The organism is Hespellia stercorisuis DSM 15480 (assembly GCF_900142165.1).
Taxonomy (GTDB): Bacteria; Bacillota; Clostridia; order Lachnospirales; family Lachnospiraceae; genus Hespellia; species Hespellia stercorisuis.
This window is the reverse complement of the sequence record NZ_FQZY01000010.1, coordinates 16,339-33,064: the sequence shown is the minus strand read 5'-3', so window position 1 is coordinate 33,064 and position 16,726 is coordinate 16,339. Positions and strand designations below refer to the sequence as shown.

At 48.2% G+C, this 16,726-nt stretch carries 18 protein-coding genes; 1 reads left to right on the top strand and 17 read right to left on the bottom strand.

The window, feature by feature from the left end; all coding sequences use genetic code 11:
• Positions 1–10: 10 nt before the first annotated feature.
• The 10 genes from BUB85_RS03695 to phnG form a co-directional block, all read right to left on the bottom strand.
• A complete protein-coding gene (locus tag BUB85_RS03695; protein WP_073105308.1) occupies positions 11–1,033 on the bottom strand; it encodes an ABC transporter ATP-binding protein in 1,023 nt (340 codons plus the stop codon).
• A 13-nt stretch (positions 1,034–1,046) separates the two neighbouring features.
• Positions 1,047–2,129 carry a putative 2-aminoethylphosphonate ABC transporter substrate-binding protein gene (locus tag BUB85_RS03690; protein WP_073105305.1) on the bottom strand — a complete coding sequence of 361 codons (1,083 nt, stop codon included), beginning with the start codon at positions 2,127–2,129 and terminating at the stop codon, positions 1,047–1,049.
• A 144-nt stretch (positions 2,130–2,273) separates the two neighbouring features.
• Positions 2,274–3,089: a PHP domain-containing protein gene (locus tag BUB85_RS03685; RefSeq protein ID WP_073105301.1), complete on the bottom strand. Its 816-nt coding sequence runs from the start codon at positions 3,087–3,089 to the stop codon at positions 2,274–2,276.
• On the bottom strand, positions 3,089–3,802 hold the full coding sequence (locus tag BUB85_RS03680; protein ID WP_073105297.1) for a phosphonate C-P lyase system protein PhnL: 714 nt from the start codon (positions 3,800–3,802) through the stop codon (positions 3,089–3,091). The genes BUB85_RS03685 and BUB85_RS03680 overlap by 1 nt, the downstream gene beginning before the upstream one ends.
• A 9-nt stretch (positions 3,803–3,811) precedes the next feature.
• Positions 3,812–5,092: an alpha-D-ribose 1-methylphosphonate 5-triphosphate diphosphatase gene (locus BUB85_RS03675; protein ID WP_073105294.1), complete on the bottom strand. Its 1,281-nt coding sequence runs from the start codon at positions 5,090–5,092 to the stop codon at positions 3,812–3,814.
• 13 nt (positions 5,093–5,105) lie between these two features.
• Entirely contained in the window at positions 5,106–5,936 is an 831-nt protein-coding gene (locus tag BUB85_RS03670; RefSeq protein WP_073105291.1) for an ATP-binding cassette domain-containing protein, read from the bottom strand.
• Positions 5,936–6,781: an alpha-D-ribose 1-methylphosphonate 5-phosphate C-P-lyase PhnJ gene (locus BUB85_RS03665; RefSeq protein ID WP_073105288.1), complete on the bottom strand. Its 846-nt coding sequence runs from the start codon at positions 6,779–6,781 to the stop codon at positions 5,936–5,938. The genes BUB85_RS03670 and BUB85_RS03665 overlap by 1 nt, the downstream gene beginning before the upstream one ends.
• Positions 6,782–7,903 (bottom strand): carbon-phosphorus lyase complex subunit PhnI, encoded by a 1,122-nt coding sequence (locus BUB85_RS03660; protein WP_073105284.1) that lies wholly within the window; start codon positions 7,901–7,903, stop codon positions 6,782–6,784.
• Between the two features lie 11 nt (positions 7,904–7,914).
• Positions 7,915–8,526 carry a phosphonate C-P lyase system protein PhnH gene (gene phnH / locus BUB85_RS03655; RefSeq protein ID WP_073105281.1) on the bottom strand — a complete coding sequence of 204 codons (612 nt, stop codon included), beginning with the start codon at positions 8,524–8,526 and terminating at the stop codon, positions 7,915–7,917.
• 3 nt (positions 8,527–8,529) lie between these two features.
• Entirely contained in the window at positions 8,530–8,952 is a 423-nt protein-coding gene (gene phnG, locus BUB85_RS03650; RefSeq protein ID WP_073105277.1) for a phosphonate C-P lyase system protein PhnG, read from the bottom strand.
• A 268-nt stretch (positions 8,953–9,220) separates the two neighbouring features.
• On the opposite strand from phnG, the gene BUB85_RS03645 reads away from it, so the two are divergent.
• The gene (locus tag BUB85_RS03645; protein ID WP_073105530.1) at positions 9,221–9,928 is read left to right on the top strand and encodes a GntR family transcriptional regulator; all 708 of its coding nucleotides are present in this window, start codon (positions 9,221–9,223) and stop codon (positions 9,926–9,928) included.
• A gap of 3 nt (positions 9,929–9,931) precedes the next feature.
• Here the strand turns inward: BUB85_RS03645 and BUB85_RS03640 are convergent, their stop codons facing one another.
• The 7 genes from BUB85_RS03640 to BUB85_RS03610 form a co-directional block, all read right to left on the bottom strand.
• A complete protein-coding gene (locus tag BUB85_RS03640; RefSeq protein ID WP_073105273.1) occupies positions 9,932–10,753 on the bottom strand; it encodes a metal ABC transporter permease in 822 nt (273 codons plus the stop codon).
• Positions 10,746–11,456 carry a metal ABC transporter ATP-binding protein gene (locus BUB85_RS03635; RefSeq protein ID WP_073105270.1) on the bottom strand — a complete coding sequence of 237 codons (711 nt, stop codon included), beginning with the start codon at positions 11,454–11,456 and terminating at the stop codon, positions 10,746–10,748. Before BUB85_RS03635 ends, BUB85_RS03640 begins: the two co-directional genes overlap by 8 nt.
• Before the next feature lies 1 nt (position 11,457).
• The gene (locus BUB85_RS03630; protein WP_073105266.1) at positions 11,458–12,453 is read right to left on the bottom strand and encodes a metal ABC transporter substrate-binding protein; all 996 of its coding nucleotides are present in this window, start codon (positions 12,451–12,453) and stop codon (positions 11,458–11,460) included.
• Between the two features lie 46 nt (positions 12,454–12,499).
• Entirely contained in the window at positions 12,500–13,465 is a 966-nt protein-coding gene (locus tag BUB85_RS03625) for a carbohydrate kinase family protein (protein ID WP_073105263.1), read from the bottom strand.
• A 46-nt stretch (positions 13,466–13,511) separates the two neighbouring features.
• Entirely contained in the window at positions 13,512–14,459 is a 948-nt protein-coding gene (locus BUB85_RS03620; RefSeq protein ID WP_073105258.1) for a TIGR03943 family putative permease subunit, read from the bottom strand.
• Between the two features lie 3 nt (positions 14,460–14,462).
• The gene (locus BUB85_RS03615) at positions 14,463–15,704 is read right to left on the bottom strand and encodes a CobW family GTP-binding protein (RefSeq protein ID WP_073105255.1); all 1,242 of its coding nucleotides are present in this window, start codon (positions 15,702–15,704) and stop codon (positions 14,463–14,465) included.
• Positions 15,705–15,967: 263 nt separating this feature from the next.
• Positions 15,968–16,720 (bottom strand): exodeoxyribonuclease III, encoded by a 753-nt coding sequence (locus tag BUB85_RS03610; protein WP_073105252.1) that lies wholly within the window; start codon positions 16,718–16,720, stop codon positions 15,968–15,970.
• Positions 16,721–16,726: the final 6 nt, after the last annotated feature.

Sequence of the window (16,726 nt, the reverse complement as noted above, 5' to 3'; positions counted from 1 at the left end):
GCCTCCACATCTAAGCTGTCTTAAATCCAAGCAGTTCTTCTCTTGGCAGGTTGACATAAACCATCTCGCCCAGCTGAAACTGCATTGTTTTTACCATACGGAAAGGCACATCTACCAGTAAAAACATATCTCCGTGGACCACATGGCTGACGCACACTGTGATCCGGTCATAAAACCCGCGAAATTCGATTTCTCTAATCTGTGCCCGCAGTGATGTTTCTTTTTCCGTTCTGCTGAGTTCGATTTTTTCCGGACGGATCGCCGCCTTTTCATGCTCGCACAGATTGTACAGCTTACACTTTTGGGAATCAATAAAATTGATGGATCCTATAAAATCCGCTACAAATGGATTCTCAGGACGCTCATAAATTTCTTCCGGGGTGCCTTCCTGCATCACAACGGATTTGTTCATGACAATAATACGGTCCGCCATAGTCAGTGCTTCATCCTGATCGTGGGTAACCATAATCGTTGTCAATCCCAGTTCCTTCTGAATACTGCAGATTTCTTTGCGAAGAGAGATTCGCACTTTGGCATCCAATGCCGAAAGCGGCTCATCCAATAACAGAAAATCCGGTTCTGTCGCAAGTGCTCTGGCCAGGGCAACACGCTGCTGCTCTCCTCCAGACAGCTGTGACGGGAGCCTGTTCTTTGCACTGTCAAGTTTAATCATTTTAAAGAGTCTGTCCACCCGCGCCTCAATATCCTGGTTTCTCATCTTTTTATTGCGAAGGCCATATGCGACATTCTCATACGCTGTCAGGTTCGGAAACAATGCATAGGACTGAAACATGATTCCAAAATTTCTTCTCGCGGGGGGAAGGTTCGTCACATCCCGGTCATTGATATAGATCCTGCCTTCATTAGGCTTATCTAATCCTGCAATCAGTCTCAATAATGTCGATTTTCCACATCCTGATGGACCAAGCAGGCAGACAAATTCGCCTGCCTGGATTTCCAAACTCACATTATTGAGTGCTATGTTTTTTTCAAATACTTTCGAGACATTGCTTATTTTCAAACTCACACTCATAATTGTAATACTCCTATTCTTGCTCGGCGCTCTTTGAATCATAACGCTCTGTCCAGGTTTCCAGTATAGATTCTCTGTTCTTTGCCGCTTTCGCAAAATCCATATCCGGAATCAGCTGGTCGATTGGATTCTTTGCATATCCTTCTGGAATATTGTCACCCACACCTGTTGCGACGATCGGATAGTTTGTTGCGTATTTTTTCATGATGTTATCTGAAATTGCCCAATCCAGAAATTTCTTGGCAATCTCCTTCTGATTATCCTTTTTGATCAGCGCATTGGCTTCCAGATCCCAGCCAGAGCCCTCTGTCGGGAATACTGCTTCACAGATATCACTTCCCACTTCCTCAGCGGACTGGATGCAGCGATAGCCAAAGGAAACACCGATTCCATATTCACCTGCTGCAGTTGCCTTTGCCGGCTGTGAACCAGAATGCAGATATACAGCTACATTTTCATGGAGCTTATCCAGGTAATCCCAGCCCTTGTCATCACCATACAAATTTAGGATTCCGTTTACAGTCAACAGCCCGGTTCCGGAAGATGCCGGATTAGACATTGCGATCAGTCCCTTGTATTTTGGATCTAATAAATCTTCGTAAGATGTCGGTACTGTGTCAATTCCTTTTGATTTCAATACCTCTTTATTTACAATAAATGCAGTCTCCCATGCATCGATCCCAACCCAGGTCGGAACCTCTGCATCATCCTTAAATTCCGGAAGAATCCGGTCTACCCCCTCCGGTGCATAAGCATCCAGCATCCCATCCTGTGCAAGAACCAGAAGGCTTGTTGCTGACAGCCCCCACACGACATCCACTACCGGATTGTCCTTCTCCGCTAAAAGCTTTGATGTAATGACTCCTGTCGATTCTCTTGTGACATTTACCGTTACATCCGGATTCTGCTCCTTGAACTCGGTCAGATAATCCGCTACCTGCTCATCCTCCAATGCCGTATATACATTGAGCACATTTTCATCACTGTCTGCTGCCACGGCTGTACTGCCGTTTTGTCCCTCTGCCTTTTTCACACATCCAGTCATTGCTGTCACTGCCAACAACGCTGCCATTGCAAATACCACAATTCTTTTCATAATAACCTCCATAATTAAATTCTTTTTTTCCACTATAATGTACCAGTTCCTCATATAATTCATGTTGTCTGTTTGTTGAATCCATGTTAAATTTCTGCATAAATATTTTTCATTCACTTTTCAGTAAAACAGTCTTCTGCGCTCTCACATATTCTGAAACATCACGGCGCTGCTTTCGTGTGCCGGATACTGCCCCAGCGCGGTCTTCGTGTTCTCATATCTCCCATGGAAATCACTTCCGCCTGTCATAAACAGATGATATTTTTTGCATAATTCTTCTATTTTGTTCCTGTCCGGCTGCCCGTTAGATGGATGATTCCACTCCATTCCCGCAAGTCCTGCATCTGCCAGTCCGGGAAGTGCCGCATAATTATCCTGCTGCCCCGGATGCGCCAGTACCGCATATCCGCCATCCGCTTTAATCGCCCGGACCGCGTCCTGTGCAGCAGGATAGGTGATGTCAAAATCACAGGGACCACCGTTTTTGAAAATATTCTGGTATACCTTTCCAAATATGGCCTCACTTTGTCCCGTTTTCACCAGATAATCCAGTATATGCTGTTTATAAATGCAGCTCCCGCCAAGTTTCTCGATTTCAGCGACCTCGATCCGATACCCCAGATCTTTCAGAATCTCAATCTGCCTTCGGCAGTTCTCATCCCGCCGTTTTAAGGTTTCTTTCCCAATTGCCTCGATGTGCGCATTGGACTGATACCCGTATCCCAGAATATGTACTTTCTTTTCATTTGCAAAATCGTAAGCGGACATCTCCACCCCCGGAATTGCCGTGATTCCATAGCTTTCCGCCAGTTCCACATGCTCCGCGGCCCTCTGCGTCGTGTCATGATCCGTAAATGCGATATGTGTCAGCCCCCGCATCGTTGCCAGTTCAAGAATTTTCTCCGCACTCATACTGCAGTCTGAAACCGACGTATGAATGTGTAAATCTGCCTGATACATCAAGATACCTCCCGGGATTTTTGAAAACTGCCCTGGGAAATGTTATATACCTGGTCACACAGGCCCTCCATAAATTCCAGATCATGGAAAATTCCCACCATGGATGTCCCTTCTTTTTTCAATTTCATCAGCAGTTCCTTGACCAGCAGCTTCGTATTGTTGTCCAGAGAAGCCGTGGGCTCATCCAGCAGCAGAAGTCTGGGCGCTTTTACCATGGCGTGGGCCAGATTCAGGCGAAGCTTTTCCCCGCCGGAAAATGTATTTGGATAGATATCCCAGAGCGTTTCACTCAGGCGGAAGTAGCGCAGCATTTCCTCTGCTTTGACCACCGACTCCTCATATGAAAATCCGGCATCCAATGCCCCGTCAATCACATGCTGTTTTGCGGTTGTTCTCGGCATGATTGTTAAAAACTGTGACACATATCCGATTTCCACTTTGCGCAGATGAATGATCTGGCGTTCGTCAGCTGTCACTAAATCCAGCTTTCCATAAGAGAGGGAATCGTAGACCACACTTCCCTGCGTTGCCAGATAGGTCCGGTAGATACATCGTAATACGGTAGATTTCCCCGCTCCGGATGTTCCCACAATTCCAATAAATCCTCCTTTGGCTAACGTAAAGGAAATATCCTTGCAGCTTTTAATTTCCCGTCCCTGTTCGTGAAGGAAAAACTGTTTCGCCAATCCTTGTATTTCTAATATTTGTTCCATCTTCTCCTCCTAATCCGCCTTGCGGTATTGACAGTTCATGATACATTCCCCATCTACGAATACACGATTAAGCTGCGGATATCCCTCTTCCAGCTTTACACACAGGATGTCTGCCTTTTTTCCCGCTTCTATGGAGCCAAGCTCCCGCTCCATTCCTACCGCTTTTGCAGGATTCAGTGTCACATACCGGACAGCCTCAAAGAGAGGAATCCCCTCCTGCCGGTACAACCGGAAAACTGCCTGAAGAAGTGCCTGTGGATAATAATCCGATACCAGAACCGTGGCCGCACCTGCGTTGATTGCCTCCAGTGCCGACAGATTCCCCGAATGGGAACCTCCCAGCAGAATATTGGGCGCTCCGAGCACGGTCTGTAGTCCGCTCTCTACTGCTGCCTCCGCCACCTCCATGGTGATCGGAAATTCGCTGATGGTCACACCCAGTTCCTGATTTACCTTCAGTTTTTCTACGGTGTCATCATCATGACTTGCAATTTTGATTCCATATTTCCTTGCACAGTCCGCAAGATCCATCAGCTGTTCAAAGGATACCATCTCTTTTTCAGCTTCCTGTCCGATCAATTCCTGAAATGCTTTTTCCGTCAGATCCCTGCCTTCATTGGGCTGATGCCTGCGATATATCTCCAGATTCTTATACTGTCCCTGCCCCGGCGTGTGGTCCATAAATGACAGCAGATCCACCACCCCGCTTTGGATCATCTCCATGACATCATCATAGCAGGCTATATTATCAATCTCATATCTGAGATGATAGCGATGGCGGATCAGCCTCGCTTCATGACGGTAGCCCCCCACCAGCCCAGCCAGTTTCCTGACCTGTGGTGCCTGCCGAATTTCCTTCACATCCCATGCACCCTCCCGAAACATCGAAATGGAGTGAAACATGGTCGTGATTCCGCAGCTCATCAGCACGCGCTCGGCTTCACGCAGCCCCATAGCGAAATCCATGACTGCCGTGCTTCTGGGCTGAATAAAGGATTCGATCATGTCGGAGTGAATGTCAATGATTCCGGGCATGATATATGCGCCCCCGACATCTATCTCCTCTGTATCTTTCTCTTCTACATCGTTTGTTTCTGTATCGTTTACTTTTGCATTTTCCGCTTCGTCCTGTCCACTATTTTTGATTTTCGCAGGACCTTCACCCGCTATAGGATTTCTGCTTTTCGAAGCTGTGATTTCTGCAATCCTGCCATTTTCTATCACAAGCTCGCAGTTCTCCAGAACCTGATTTTCCAGAACAATTTTCCCGTTTTTTAAAATCTTTCGCATCAAATGTTTCCCCCTATAGTAGTGAATGTACCAGCTGCTGTGTGTACGGCATCTGCGGATCATCCAGAATCTGATCCGTCAGTCCCTGTTCAATAATTTTTCCGTCCAGCATCACAATGGTTCTGTCCGCCAGCATGCGGATAACCGCCAGATCATGGGAAACCAGCATAATGGAAATGTGAAATTCCTGTCGAATTTTGCGGATAAGCTCCAGCACCTTTGCCTGAACCGATAAATCCAGGCCGGTCGTCACCTCATCTAAAAGTAAGATTGCCGGATTGTTTGCAAGCGCCTTGGATATCTGTACTCTCTGCTGCATTCCTCCACTGAAGTTTTTCGGAGGTTCTTTCTTTCTGGACTGGAGGATTTCCACTGCATCCAAAAGTTCTGCCACGCGCTCATTCATTCCATCGTAGCTGCGGTGTCCTGCCGCGATCAGCTTTTCTGCGATATTTCCCGCGCTGGAATAGTCCATTCGCAGACCCAACATCGGATTTTGATATACCATTCCCATAATGTGGTTTTTAATGTATTTTTTCTGCTGCAGGCTCTGGGCGAATATATCAGATTTTCCATCCTCAAAATTCTTCAGATAGCCCTCTCCCTCTGTAATATCAAAGTCAAAATACAGGCTTTTCATCAACGTTGATTTTCCCGAGCCTGATTCCCCTACAATCCCGAGAATCTCTCCTTCGTACAGCGAGACATCGACGTCATTGCACGCCCATACTGTTTTACAATGCGGACAGGTGTTCTTATCCAGCTCCCCTCCATTGCGGCAGTACTCACATGTTTTTCCATAGCGCACTGTCAGGTGATCAATCTTTAATACTGGATTTTCCATTAGCTGATACGCTCCCTTCTCCCACGGCAGAATCCGGTGTCACTGCATTCATACACTTTTTCTCCTGTTTTTTCATCTATAATTTCATCCAGATATACTCCTGCTGCACCACAGAGACGGCAGTGTTTTCCCTCAAAGTTCTCGGTGCGGAACGGCACATCATCAAAGCACATGGATACCACCTCTGTGTGCGGCGGAATTGCATAGATCTTTTTCTCACGTCCCGCTCCAAATAGATACAACGTCTCGCTGTCGTTGAGCTTCTGGTTGTCATAACGCGGAATCGGACTCGGATTCATCACATATCTGTTTTCTACCATAACCGGATATTCTGAGCTGATGCTGATTTCGCCGTACTGCGTCAGATCCTCAAACAGTGACAGCCACATTCCGCTGTATTCCGCTTCTGCATGCATCTGCTTTGTGACAGCCTCCCTTGGCTCCACAATACGAAGCGGCTCCGGTGTCGGTACCTGCAGCACCAGGATCTGATCATTCCTCATCGGGATTTCGGGAATCCGGTGACGGCTCTGGATCACACTGGCTTTCTCCGAATCCGTGGTAATCTCGACGCCGGTACACTCTTCTACCAGTTTTTTGATGTTGACCGCGTTGACACTCTCATCACTTCCCTGGTCGATGACTTTCAATACGTCTTCTTTTCCAATGATGGACAGTGTGATCTGAATCCCTCCGGTTCCCCATCCACGTCCGATCGGCAGTTCCCGCGAACCAAACGGTACCTGATAGCCGGGAATTGCAACTGCCTTCAGTATACTTCTCCGGATTTCTCTTTTTGATCCTTCATCCAAAAACGCAAAATTATAATGCCTCTCATCTATCATTTATACTTCCTCCTTTGTTCTGACACGGTCAAGCTTGGATTGGAAGGTCACATAATGCGGCAGCTTCAGATGTGAGATGAATCCGCTCATTTCCAGACAATCCCCGTGAGTGAGCACAAATTCTTCGTCCTGTGACGGAGTGTCTCCCGGTTTTTCAAGGCTCGCATCCGCTATGGACATGGCAATGGCTTTATTCTCATTTCTTCCGAAAATAAGACCGTATCCACCGGACAATGTCATCTTGTCAAATTCCTCCTCACTCTCCGTGTGGGATGGCACCAGCGCCTCCACTTCCGTCACCAGAATCTCACCGATACAGATCTCTTCATTCTCGTCCATCACATAGGGCACGCAGACCTCTACATAACCGGACCGAAGTTCGGAGACTGTCGGATGCACTGCACCGTAGCCACGCATGGAACTGTATGCGACTCCACCGAGAAATCCCGCATCGCTTCTTGCAAAGGTCTGAAGCCTTGCACTGCGCGGTGCCGGAAATGTGATCAGATTGCTGGTCACATCAAACGGCGGCGTGTCATCCTGCGGGACATCCTCCAGCACATGCTCTGCTTTCAAAAGATCGGTAACTCTCTGGCAGCGGATATCTTCCCCCGATACCTCTTCTGCCAGTCCCTCTGCTCCTGGTGTCCCGGATGTTTCCTTTTGTTCTCCGGTTTCTTCTGCTTGTGAGTCTTTCGACTGTAAGTCTTCCACCTGTGACTCTTCCGCAAGGGAAAAATCCAGAAGACGATGAGAATAATCATAGGTAGGTCCCAGGATCTGTCCGCCCGGAATATCCTTAAATGCTGCTGAAATTCTTCGGATCAGCCTCATATCCGCGGTGTCAATGGCATTGGAATAATAATTTCTCGGCAGCGTGGACCGGTAAGCCCGAAGCAGAAAAACCGCTTCTTCGACACTTCCTTCGCACTGTTTCAATGCCAGTGCCGCATACTCTTCTGAATAAAATCCGGCTTCGCTCATGATCTTATCTATCAGAAGTCCCATATTTTCTCTGATACATTTTACACTCAGATCTTCCTCACTTTTTCTAAATATCTCCAGCAGCTTAAGAGACTGTTCGATTGCCTCTTTTCCGCCGGTTACTGCTACATAAGCCATGTTCTTCTCCTCTACTCAACTGTAATTTCTTCCGTTACTTTGCAAAGACGGGGAACCCCCATCACGTTACCGGTCTCATCTGCGAACACCAGGTCGACACCCAGCGGATATTCCACATGCAGATGATCTCGAAGCTGAATTACTTTCTTTATATAAGGACGTACAGAAATCGTAAGGCTGTCCTTAATTCCGGGTCCCCGCAGTGTCATTTCCTCTGTGCCCTCCACACATTCACAGAGCAGAAAAATGGTTGCCGACGAATGCGGATCTGCATAAGTGCCCTGTTTCACATTCTTTAATATCTGACTCATGGAGCCGTAATTCATCTCCGATGAAAGAAACACATAATCCGCTTCACACAGGTCTGACTCATGTGCCAGTGTCAGGCTGTGAAGCTCCGACGACAGATTTGGATTTTTCTCCACGTACATCGTTTCCTCATTGTCAAGCAGCGTACATCCCAGTGCCATCAATGACGTGTAGCTGCCGTCAAACTTCTGACTCTGCTGCGTGATTTTCCTGATTGTGCCCGGATTCGCCATTGCATCCAGCAGTTCCCGGAATACCTTTTGACCGTCATGAACAAAATCAAATTCATATGCCAGCTTTATTTCCTTTATCATCACTTATTCTCCCATCACATTAAAGTTAACTTTTGACTTTTTAAGTTCTTTGTTTAATTTTTCTCTTCGGGCTCTCTGCTTTTCACTCAGACTTTTTATCTCCTGCAGCACCTGTGCCTTCTCGTTCTCCTGCCCGTTTAAAAAACCATCAATAATCGCTGCATCCGTCACCTTTTCGAAATCATCACCGGCCATTACGCTGATGCCTTTCATTCCATTTACAGTCACCATACACTCTGTCGCAAGGACCTCGCCAAGATAAAATAACGATTTCTGAATGGATTCCCTTGCTTTTACCATAACCAGTGTTTTCTGTGGCTGCTTCACAATTCGTATCTGGCACCGTTCCTTGATGCTGCCTGCAATTTGTCCTACCTCATCCCTGGATGCCTGTGCCAGAATCCCCGACACTTCCCGCTTTTTCATAATGGTTCCTCCTCGAAATACTGTTGTTTTATTTACTTTTTACATCCTATTGGAGTTATGTAAAGTTGCCAACTAGGTTATGTAAAGTTTAGGTAAGGTTGGCCGCTTTGTGTTGTATAACATTTTTTCTGTTGTTATAATAGAAAAAACTGTGCAGCCATACGGACTGCATTTGAACATCTGTAAGCATCCCCCCACTTCAAGTGCGTAGAGCACTAAGTGGTGGGTAAGGGGGATGCTTTACTATGGATTCGGAAAGGAGACAGATATGAAACAGAATTGGAGTTGGGAAACGATTGCAGATTCTTTGATACAGGATTTTCAGAAAAAGGTCTATGATAAAGGCGAAAAGATGCCCAGCGAAAACAAGCTTGCCGCGCGTTTTGGTGTTCCGCGCAGCGAGATCCGCAAGGCTTATGAACGGTTAAAGGAACTGGGATATGTATATTCCATGCAGGGTTACGGAAGTTTTTTCTCCGGGAAACGGGAAAAAATCCGCTTATCCATGAGTGATGAGAGTTTTTCAAAGAAATTGTCCGCTATGAATGTTTCTTTTGAGACCAGAAATCTCGGCTGCCGCAAACTGCATGATGATTCTCTGATCCAGACCATGCTGGGACTGGACAGTGACGAGGCCATTTATAAGATTACCCGCCTGCGGATTCTAAATGATGAGCCAATCGCCATTCACACAAGTTATCTGCCACTGGATCTGTTTCCCACTATCCGTGAGGACGGAAAAACAATCACATCATTATACGATTACATGCATAGCTGTGGATACCTGAATTTACACAGCGAAAATGTCCAGCTCACTGTTTCTTCACTCAAAGATAAAGAGCGTACCCTTTTGAATATCAAAGGATACGCCCCCAGTCTTATTTTGACAGAACGATGTGTCTCACTTCCATCCGGCATTATTCTGCAAGTAGCACGTACCGTTTATCGAAGTGATAAATTTATATTTGAGCTGTAAAAGCTATATTCTCCTTCTCACGGCTCCAACCAGTGTATAGACCGCAAACATCACCATGTTCACCGCCACGACACTGGCTCCCGTCGGCGTCGCATAGACATAGGAAATCACAATTCCCACAAAGAAGCAGACCACCGACAGCACCGCCGAATTGATGATCACCGCCTTAAATGTCTTACACACTCTCATGGATGTCAGCGCCGGAAATATGATCAGGCTTGAGATCAGCAGCGCTCCCATCATACGCATTCCCAGCACGATCGTGACTGCTGTCAGAAACGCGATCAGCATGTTGTAGAATCCTGTCTTGATTCCCACCGCGTGGGCAAAGGTCTCATCAAATGTAACCGCAAATATCTTGTGATAAAAAACAATGAACAATATCAGCACTACTGCTGATAAAACCATGCTCAGCCGGACATCACTCCCGCTCATCGCGAGCACACTTCCGAACATGTAGTTGTAGACGTCGGTGTTCATTCCCGTCGTCATCGATATGGCCAGAACACCAATGGCCAGCGCACTGGTGGAGATCAGACCGATGGCCGCGTCCCCTTTGATCGCACTGTTATTGCTCACGCGCAGCAGCAGAAACGCCGCTGCGATCACCACCGGAACCGCCACTGCCAGCGGGGCCACATTCACCGCCGTGGCGATCGCCATGGCACCGAATCCCACGTGGGACAGGCCGTCCCCGATCATGGAATACCGTTTCAGAACCAGGCTCACCCCCAAAAGTGCGGAGCAGAGTGACACCAGGCTCCCCACCACGATTGCCCTCGTCAGAAACGGATAAGAAAGCATCTGTTCCAATATATCAATCATCGCAGTCACCTCGCATAAATTTCTTCCCGAGATCGCTGTTCAGATACTCTGCTGTCGTCCCGTAAAACAGCTGCTCATTCTGCAGATGCAGGATATGGCTGGCATACTTCACGGCACTCTCGATGTCGTGGGACACCATCACCACCGTGATTTTCAGTTCCCGGTTGATCTTCTCGATCAGCTGGTACAGCTCATAGGTCACCACCGGATCCAGCCCGGTCACCGGCTCATCCAACAGAAGCATCTTCGTTGTCGCACAGAGTGCCCGCGCAAGCAGTACCCGCTGCTGCTGTCCGCCGGACAAATCCCGGTAGCACTCATTTTTCAGATCCAGGATTCCCAGCTGCTCCATGTTCTTTCGGGCACTCTGTTTCTGTTCCCTGCCGTAAAATGGCCGCAAACCGCTCTGGTTCAGACACCCTGACAGCACCACCTCACAGACACTGGCCGGGAAATCTTTCTGCAGCGCCGTCTGCTGCGGCAGGTAACCGATCTCATTGGCGCGGAGCTCGTCTCCCATAATGATTTTCCCCACCGCCGGGCTCATCAGCTGAAGCAGACCCTTGATCAGTGTACTTTTTCCCGAACCGTTTTCCCCCACGATACACAGGTAATCTCCGCTGTCCACCGTGAAATTCAGATTCTCGATCACGGGCTTGTTCTCGTATGCAAACGCCGCATTTTCACACGTAATCAGACTCATATCAATTCAACGCCTCCTTCAGTATTCCAACATTTCGCTCCATCAGTGACAGATACGTCTCGCCGTTTTTGTAATCCTCTGCGGAAATGTTGTGGCAGGTATAAAAGGTCTCTACCTTCGCCCCCGCCGCCTCCGCAATGGAGCCGGCAATGTTTCCGTTGCTCAGTTCTATCTTGAAGACCACCGGAATCTGGTCTTCCTTTACCTTGTCAATCAAAAATGCGATGGTCGCCGCACTCGGCTCCGTGTCCTCCGCACATCCCGGGAACGCCGCATAGTAGTCCAGCCCGTATTCATCCACGAAGTAGCGCAGTGGGAACCGGTCACCAAAGACGACTTCTTTCCGCCCGGCGCCAGATACCACATCACGAAATTCCTGATCCAGCGCAGTCAGTTTCTGCGTATAAGTTTCTGTGTTATCACGGTAATCTGCTTCATGGACCGGATCCGCCTGGATCAGAGCCTGCGCAATATGTTCTGTGATGTGTACTGCGTTGACCGGGGAGGTCCAGACATGCTCGTCGAACTCCGCCTGGTCATGGTCATCCCCCTCGAACTCCGTGTGCGTTTCTGCCTCGCCGTGTTCATGACTCTCCCTGCTGAACATTCCTTCCTTCACTTCTTCCTCCACCGTCTCCACACAATCGGTCATGGAGATGATCTGCATCTTCGAAGTGTCCATGGATTCCAGAATGCTGTCCACCCAGGTATCATTCTCTCCGCCGGTGTAGACAAAGACGTCGCAGTTCTGGATGGCGATGATATCCTGCGGAGTCGGCTCATAGGAATGGCTCTCCGCCCCCGGCTTCAGGAGCATCCGGATATCCGCATAATCTCCTGCAATCTGGCGCACAAAATCAAATGGTGGAAAAATCGTCGTCACGACCTGCACTTTTCCACCATCTCCGGTATCTGTATTCGATTGTTTCTGCACGCACCCGCCTGCCAGTAATATGACCGACAGGCAAATGCTGATTATCCGAACTACCTTTTTCATAAACAATCCTTTTCATTTTTTACTACTGCTTTTATCTCTGTTGCTCTTATCTCTGCTCTTTTATTAACGCCAGTACTTCCTCCCGTGCCGGCATCGCCTTGATTGCACCTTTTCTGGTGGTGACAAGAGCTGCTGCCGCATTCGAAAATGTCAGCATTTCCTTAATATTCTGCTCGGTCAGATTCTCGAAATCATGATCCAGCAGATAGTTCAGTGAACTGCCACAGAATGTATCTCCGGCACCAGTGGTCTCGATGGTCTTGCAGGAAAATCCCGCGCATTCCACTCGCATATCTTTATAGTAGACACGGCTTCCGTCCTTGCCCAGTGTCAGCATGATAAACGGAATGTTGTACTTCTCGCGAAGATACGCGATTCCTTCGTCATAATCCTCTTTTCCGGATACGAACTGAATCTCATTGTCTGAGATCTTCAGAATATCGCAGAACTGGAATCCGTACTCCATCTGTTCCCTGGCCAGTTCCAGCGAACTCCACAACGGCGGTCTCAGGTTCGGATCAAAGGAAATCATGACACCGTTTTCTTTTGCCGCCTTCAGCGCTTTCTTCGTCGCCTCGCGCACTCCGTCATGGGTCATGGACAGTGTACCAAAATGGAACAGCTTCGCCTGACCGATGAAATCTGCATCAATCTCATCTGCATGGAGCATCATGTCCGCACCAGGATTACGGTAGAATGAAAATTCTCTGTCTCCATCCGGAAATGTATGAACAAACGCCAGTGTGGTATTGACCTGCTCGTCCTTCAACAGATGTGAGGTATCGATTCCTGCCTCCGCCACAGTGTCTGAAAGCAATGTACCGAACTGGTCACTTCCGACTTTACCGTAAAATGCCGTCTTTTTTCCCATTTTCCCAAGCATCGCAAGCACGTTGCATGGCGCACCTCCCGGGCATGCCTCAAACATATTGTTCCCCTGCTCACTCGTTCCATTCATGGTAAAATCGATCAGCAGCTCTCCCAAAGCGATCACATCAAACTTTTTTTCCATTCTTTACAATCCTCCTATGATTTTTCTTACAACAGATACATTTCCATTAATTAAAATAAACCATTGCCTCGATCGGCTCGGCTGCTTCTACGGATTCCGCCTCCAGAACCGGCCCCTTTCCTCTGTAGACAGACACATGCTTGAACACGACTTTCGCGCGGACTGTCACCCACTGTCCAATCTTTAATTCCGGCGCCTTCGGCGTTCTGCACACATATCCGAGAAATGAAGTATCATCCGCGCAACAGGTCATTGCCATACGCCCCGGAACGATCATGTCTTCCGGTGCCCCCTTGAGCTTGCGCACCTTGGCGGTGATTTCCACTGTTTTCCCCTTATAACGATCCGGGTTGTCCATCATATCCACATACCAGATTCCGTAATCCTCATCGGCGATCCGGATCACCGGTGCCTCCAGATCATAGGGAACATCGCCGTCGAAAATGTCATCAATCTCGCCGGTCTCATTTTCAAACACGACCTCAGCCTGCTGACTCACGACCTTGACGCTCCTGCGATAACCCGCCAGCGGCTTCAGGTCGCTGCAGCGATTGAACAGTACCAGTTCCGCGTCCCTGACCATCTCCACAAACAGTGGCTTCAGGTTCGCCATATACGCCTGAAATGTGCTGGCATCCACTGTAGTCAGCTTCTGGGTGATGCCCCAGCCTGTCGGCAGCGGCGTCTCCTCGAAATCACTGACTTTCCACATTCCGTTATACTCGACGATCACACGCTCCGGATGGTATTTATCCTCCATTGACTGCAGCCACTTAAAGTTCAGCTCCTCCGGTTTCTTCACGCGCTCCACAACGGTATTCGACTGCTTCAGCAGTTTTTCCTCATATTCCTCCTCGCCCTCTTCGCAGAGGATGAGAAGGGTCTTTCCCTCTATTTGAAAATACTCCTGACCGATCGTGAATTTCAGGAACTGGGTCTTACCGCTGTCCAGGAATCCCGTCATCAGGTATACCATTACTCTTGGTTCTTCCATCTCTTACACCTCAAATAAATCTGCAATTTTACTTTCATCCAGCTCCGCACCGATCACACATAATCTTCCCGTGTATTCCGGAGAGCCGGTTCTCACTTCATGTTCACCCGGTACCATATCAAAGTAGATCCACGTTCCGTCCTCGCCTTCTACCATACCCTTTGCACGCAGAATATTGCCATAGGCTTTGTCGGATTCCAGCGTTTCCAGAATATGCGCGATGCCGTCCTGCGTATATTTTTTGATGGTCTCTCTTCCCCAGCTTGTGAACACGTCGTCTGCATGGTGATGGCCGTGCGCATGGTCGTGGCCGCAGCCGCAGTCATGTTCGTGGTGGTGATCATGTCCACAGCCGCAGTCATGGTCGTGTCCTTCATGATCGTGGTGCCCATGACCTTCGTGATCGTGATCCTCATGATTGTGCGCATGTCCTTCGTGATCGTGATCTTCATGATTGTGCGCATGGCCCTCGTGATCGTGGTCCTCATGATTGTGCGCATGTCCTTCGTGATCGTGGTCCTCATGGTGGTGCGCATGTCCTTCGTGATCGTGGTCCTCATGGTGGTCATGGCCACATCCGCAGTCATGATCATGCACCTCCCCGCATTCCGGGCATATCGCCTCGGACATCAGCTCTTCCTCAAGAGATTTGCTGTGCTCCATCGTCTCCAGAAGCTTTTTGCCGTCTAACTGCGCAATCGGAGTTGTGATGATCGGCGCTTTCGCGTTTAGCTCTCTGAGCATTGCCACACTGGCATTCGTTTTCTCCACCGCAGCCTTGTCGGTTCTGCTCAGGATGATTGCTCCGGCATACTCGATCTGGTTGCTGAAGAACTCCCCGAAATTGTTCATATATAATTTGCATTTACTCACATCCACTACAGTCGAGAAGCTGTTAATCTGAATATCCACCTGATCCTGAACATCCTTTACCGCTTTCATAACGTCTGAGAGTTTTCCAACTCCGGATGGCTCGATCAGAATACGGTCCGGGTGATACGTATCCACCACTTCCTGAAGAGATTTCCCAAAATCTCCCACCAGTGAACAGCAGATACAGCCGGAGTTCATCTCCTTGATCTCGATCCCTGAATCCTTCAGAAATCCTCCATCAATCCCTATCTCACCAAATTCATTCTCAATCAGAACCACCTGTTCACCGGTAAACGCTTCTTCAAGCAGTTTCTTGATCAGAGTTGTCTTTCCTGCACCCAGAAATCCTGAAATAATGTCTATTTTTGTCATGTTATTGCCTCTTTTCTTTCACTCAATACCTGTTGTCAATATTTTTTCACTTTTCCGCAAAAAGTCTATTATTATCTTACCGCGAAATTTCAAATTGTCAACTGCAACACCGCATAATGTGTTTATCTTCTCAATATGAACATCTGTAAGCATTCCCCCACTTCAAGTGCATAGAGCACTAAGTGGGGGAATGCGAATGTCCGCTTTACATTTAATGATGTAAGGGGCAAAAGGTATTTTGACCCTTGATACCTACGGATTATTTATTTTATGTCCAGTTCCACCGGGCAGTGGTCCGATCCCAGCACGTCCGTCAGAATCTTCGCGTCTGCCAGCCTGTCCTTCATACATTCGGATACACAGAAATAGTCGATTCTCCACCCTGCATTCTTGGCCCGGGCACTAAACCGGTAAGACCACCAGGAGTATACCCCTTCCGTGTCCGGATAAAAGTAACGATAGGTGTCAATGAATCCGGCCTCCAGAAGTTCTGTGAACTTTGCGCGCTCCTCATCCGTAAATCCGGCATTCTTCCTGTTTGTCTTCGGGTTCTTCAGATCGATTTCCGTGTGTGCCACGTTCAGATCCCCGCAGAACACCACCGGCTTCTTCTCCTCCAGCTTCTTCAAATACGCCAGGAAATCCTGCTCCCACTGCATTCTGTAGTCCAGTCTCTTGAGCTCGGTCTGGGAGTTCGGCGTATAGACGGTGATAAAATAAAAGTCCTCAAACTCCAATGTGATTACGCGCCCTTCCTGATCATGCTCCTCGATCCCGATTCCATAGTTCACCGAGAGGGGTTCCTGCTTTGTAAAGATTCCGGTTCCAGAATACCCCTTTTTCACCGCATAATTCCAGTACTGGTGATATCCGGGAAGCTCCAGTTCCAGCTGTCCCTCCTGCATCTTGCTCTCCTGAATACAGAAGATATCTGCATCCGCCTCCTTAAAAAAATCAAGAAATCCTTTCTGCACGCAGGCACGGATTCCGTTTACATTCCATGATATTAATTTCATCTGCAT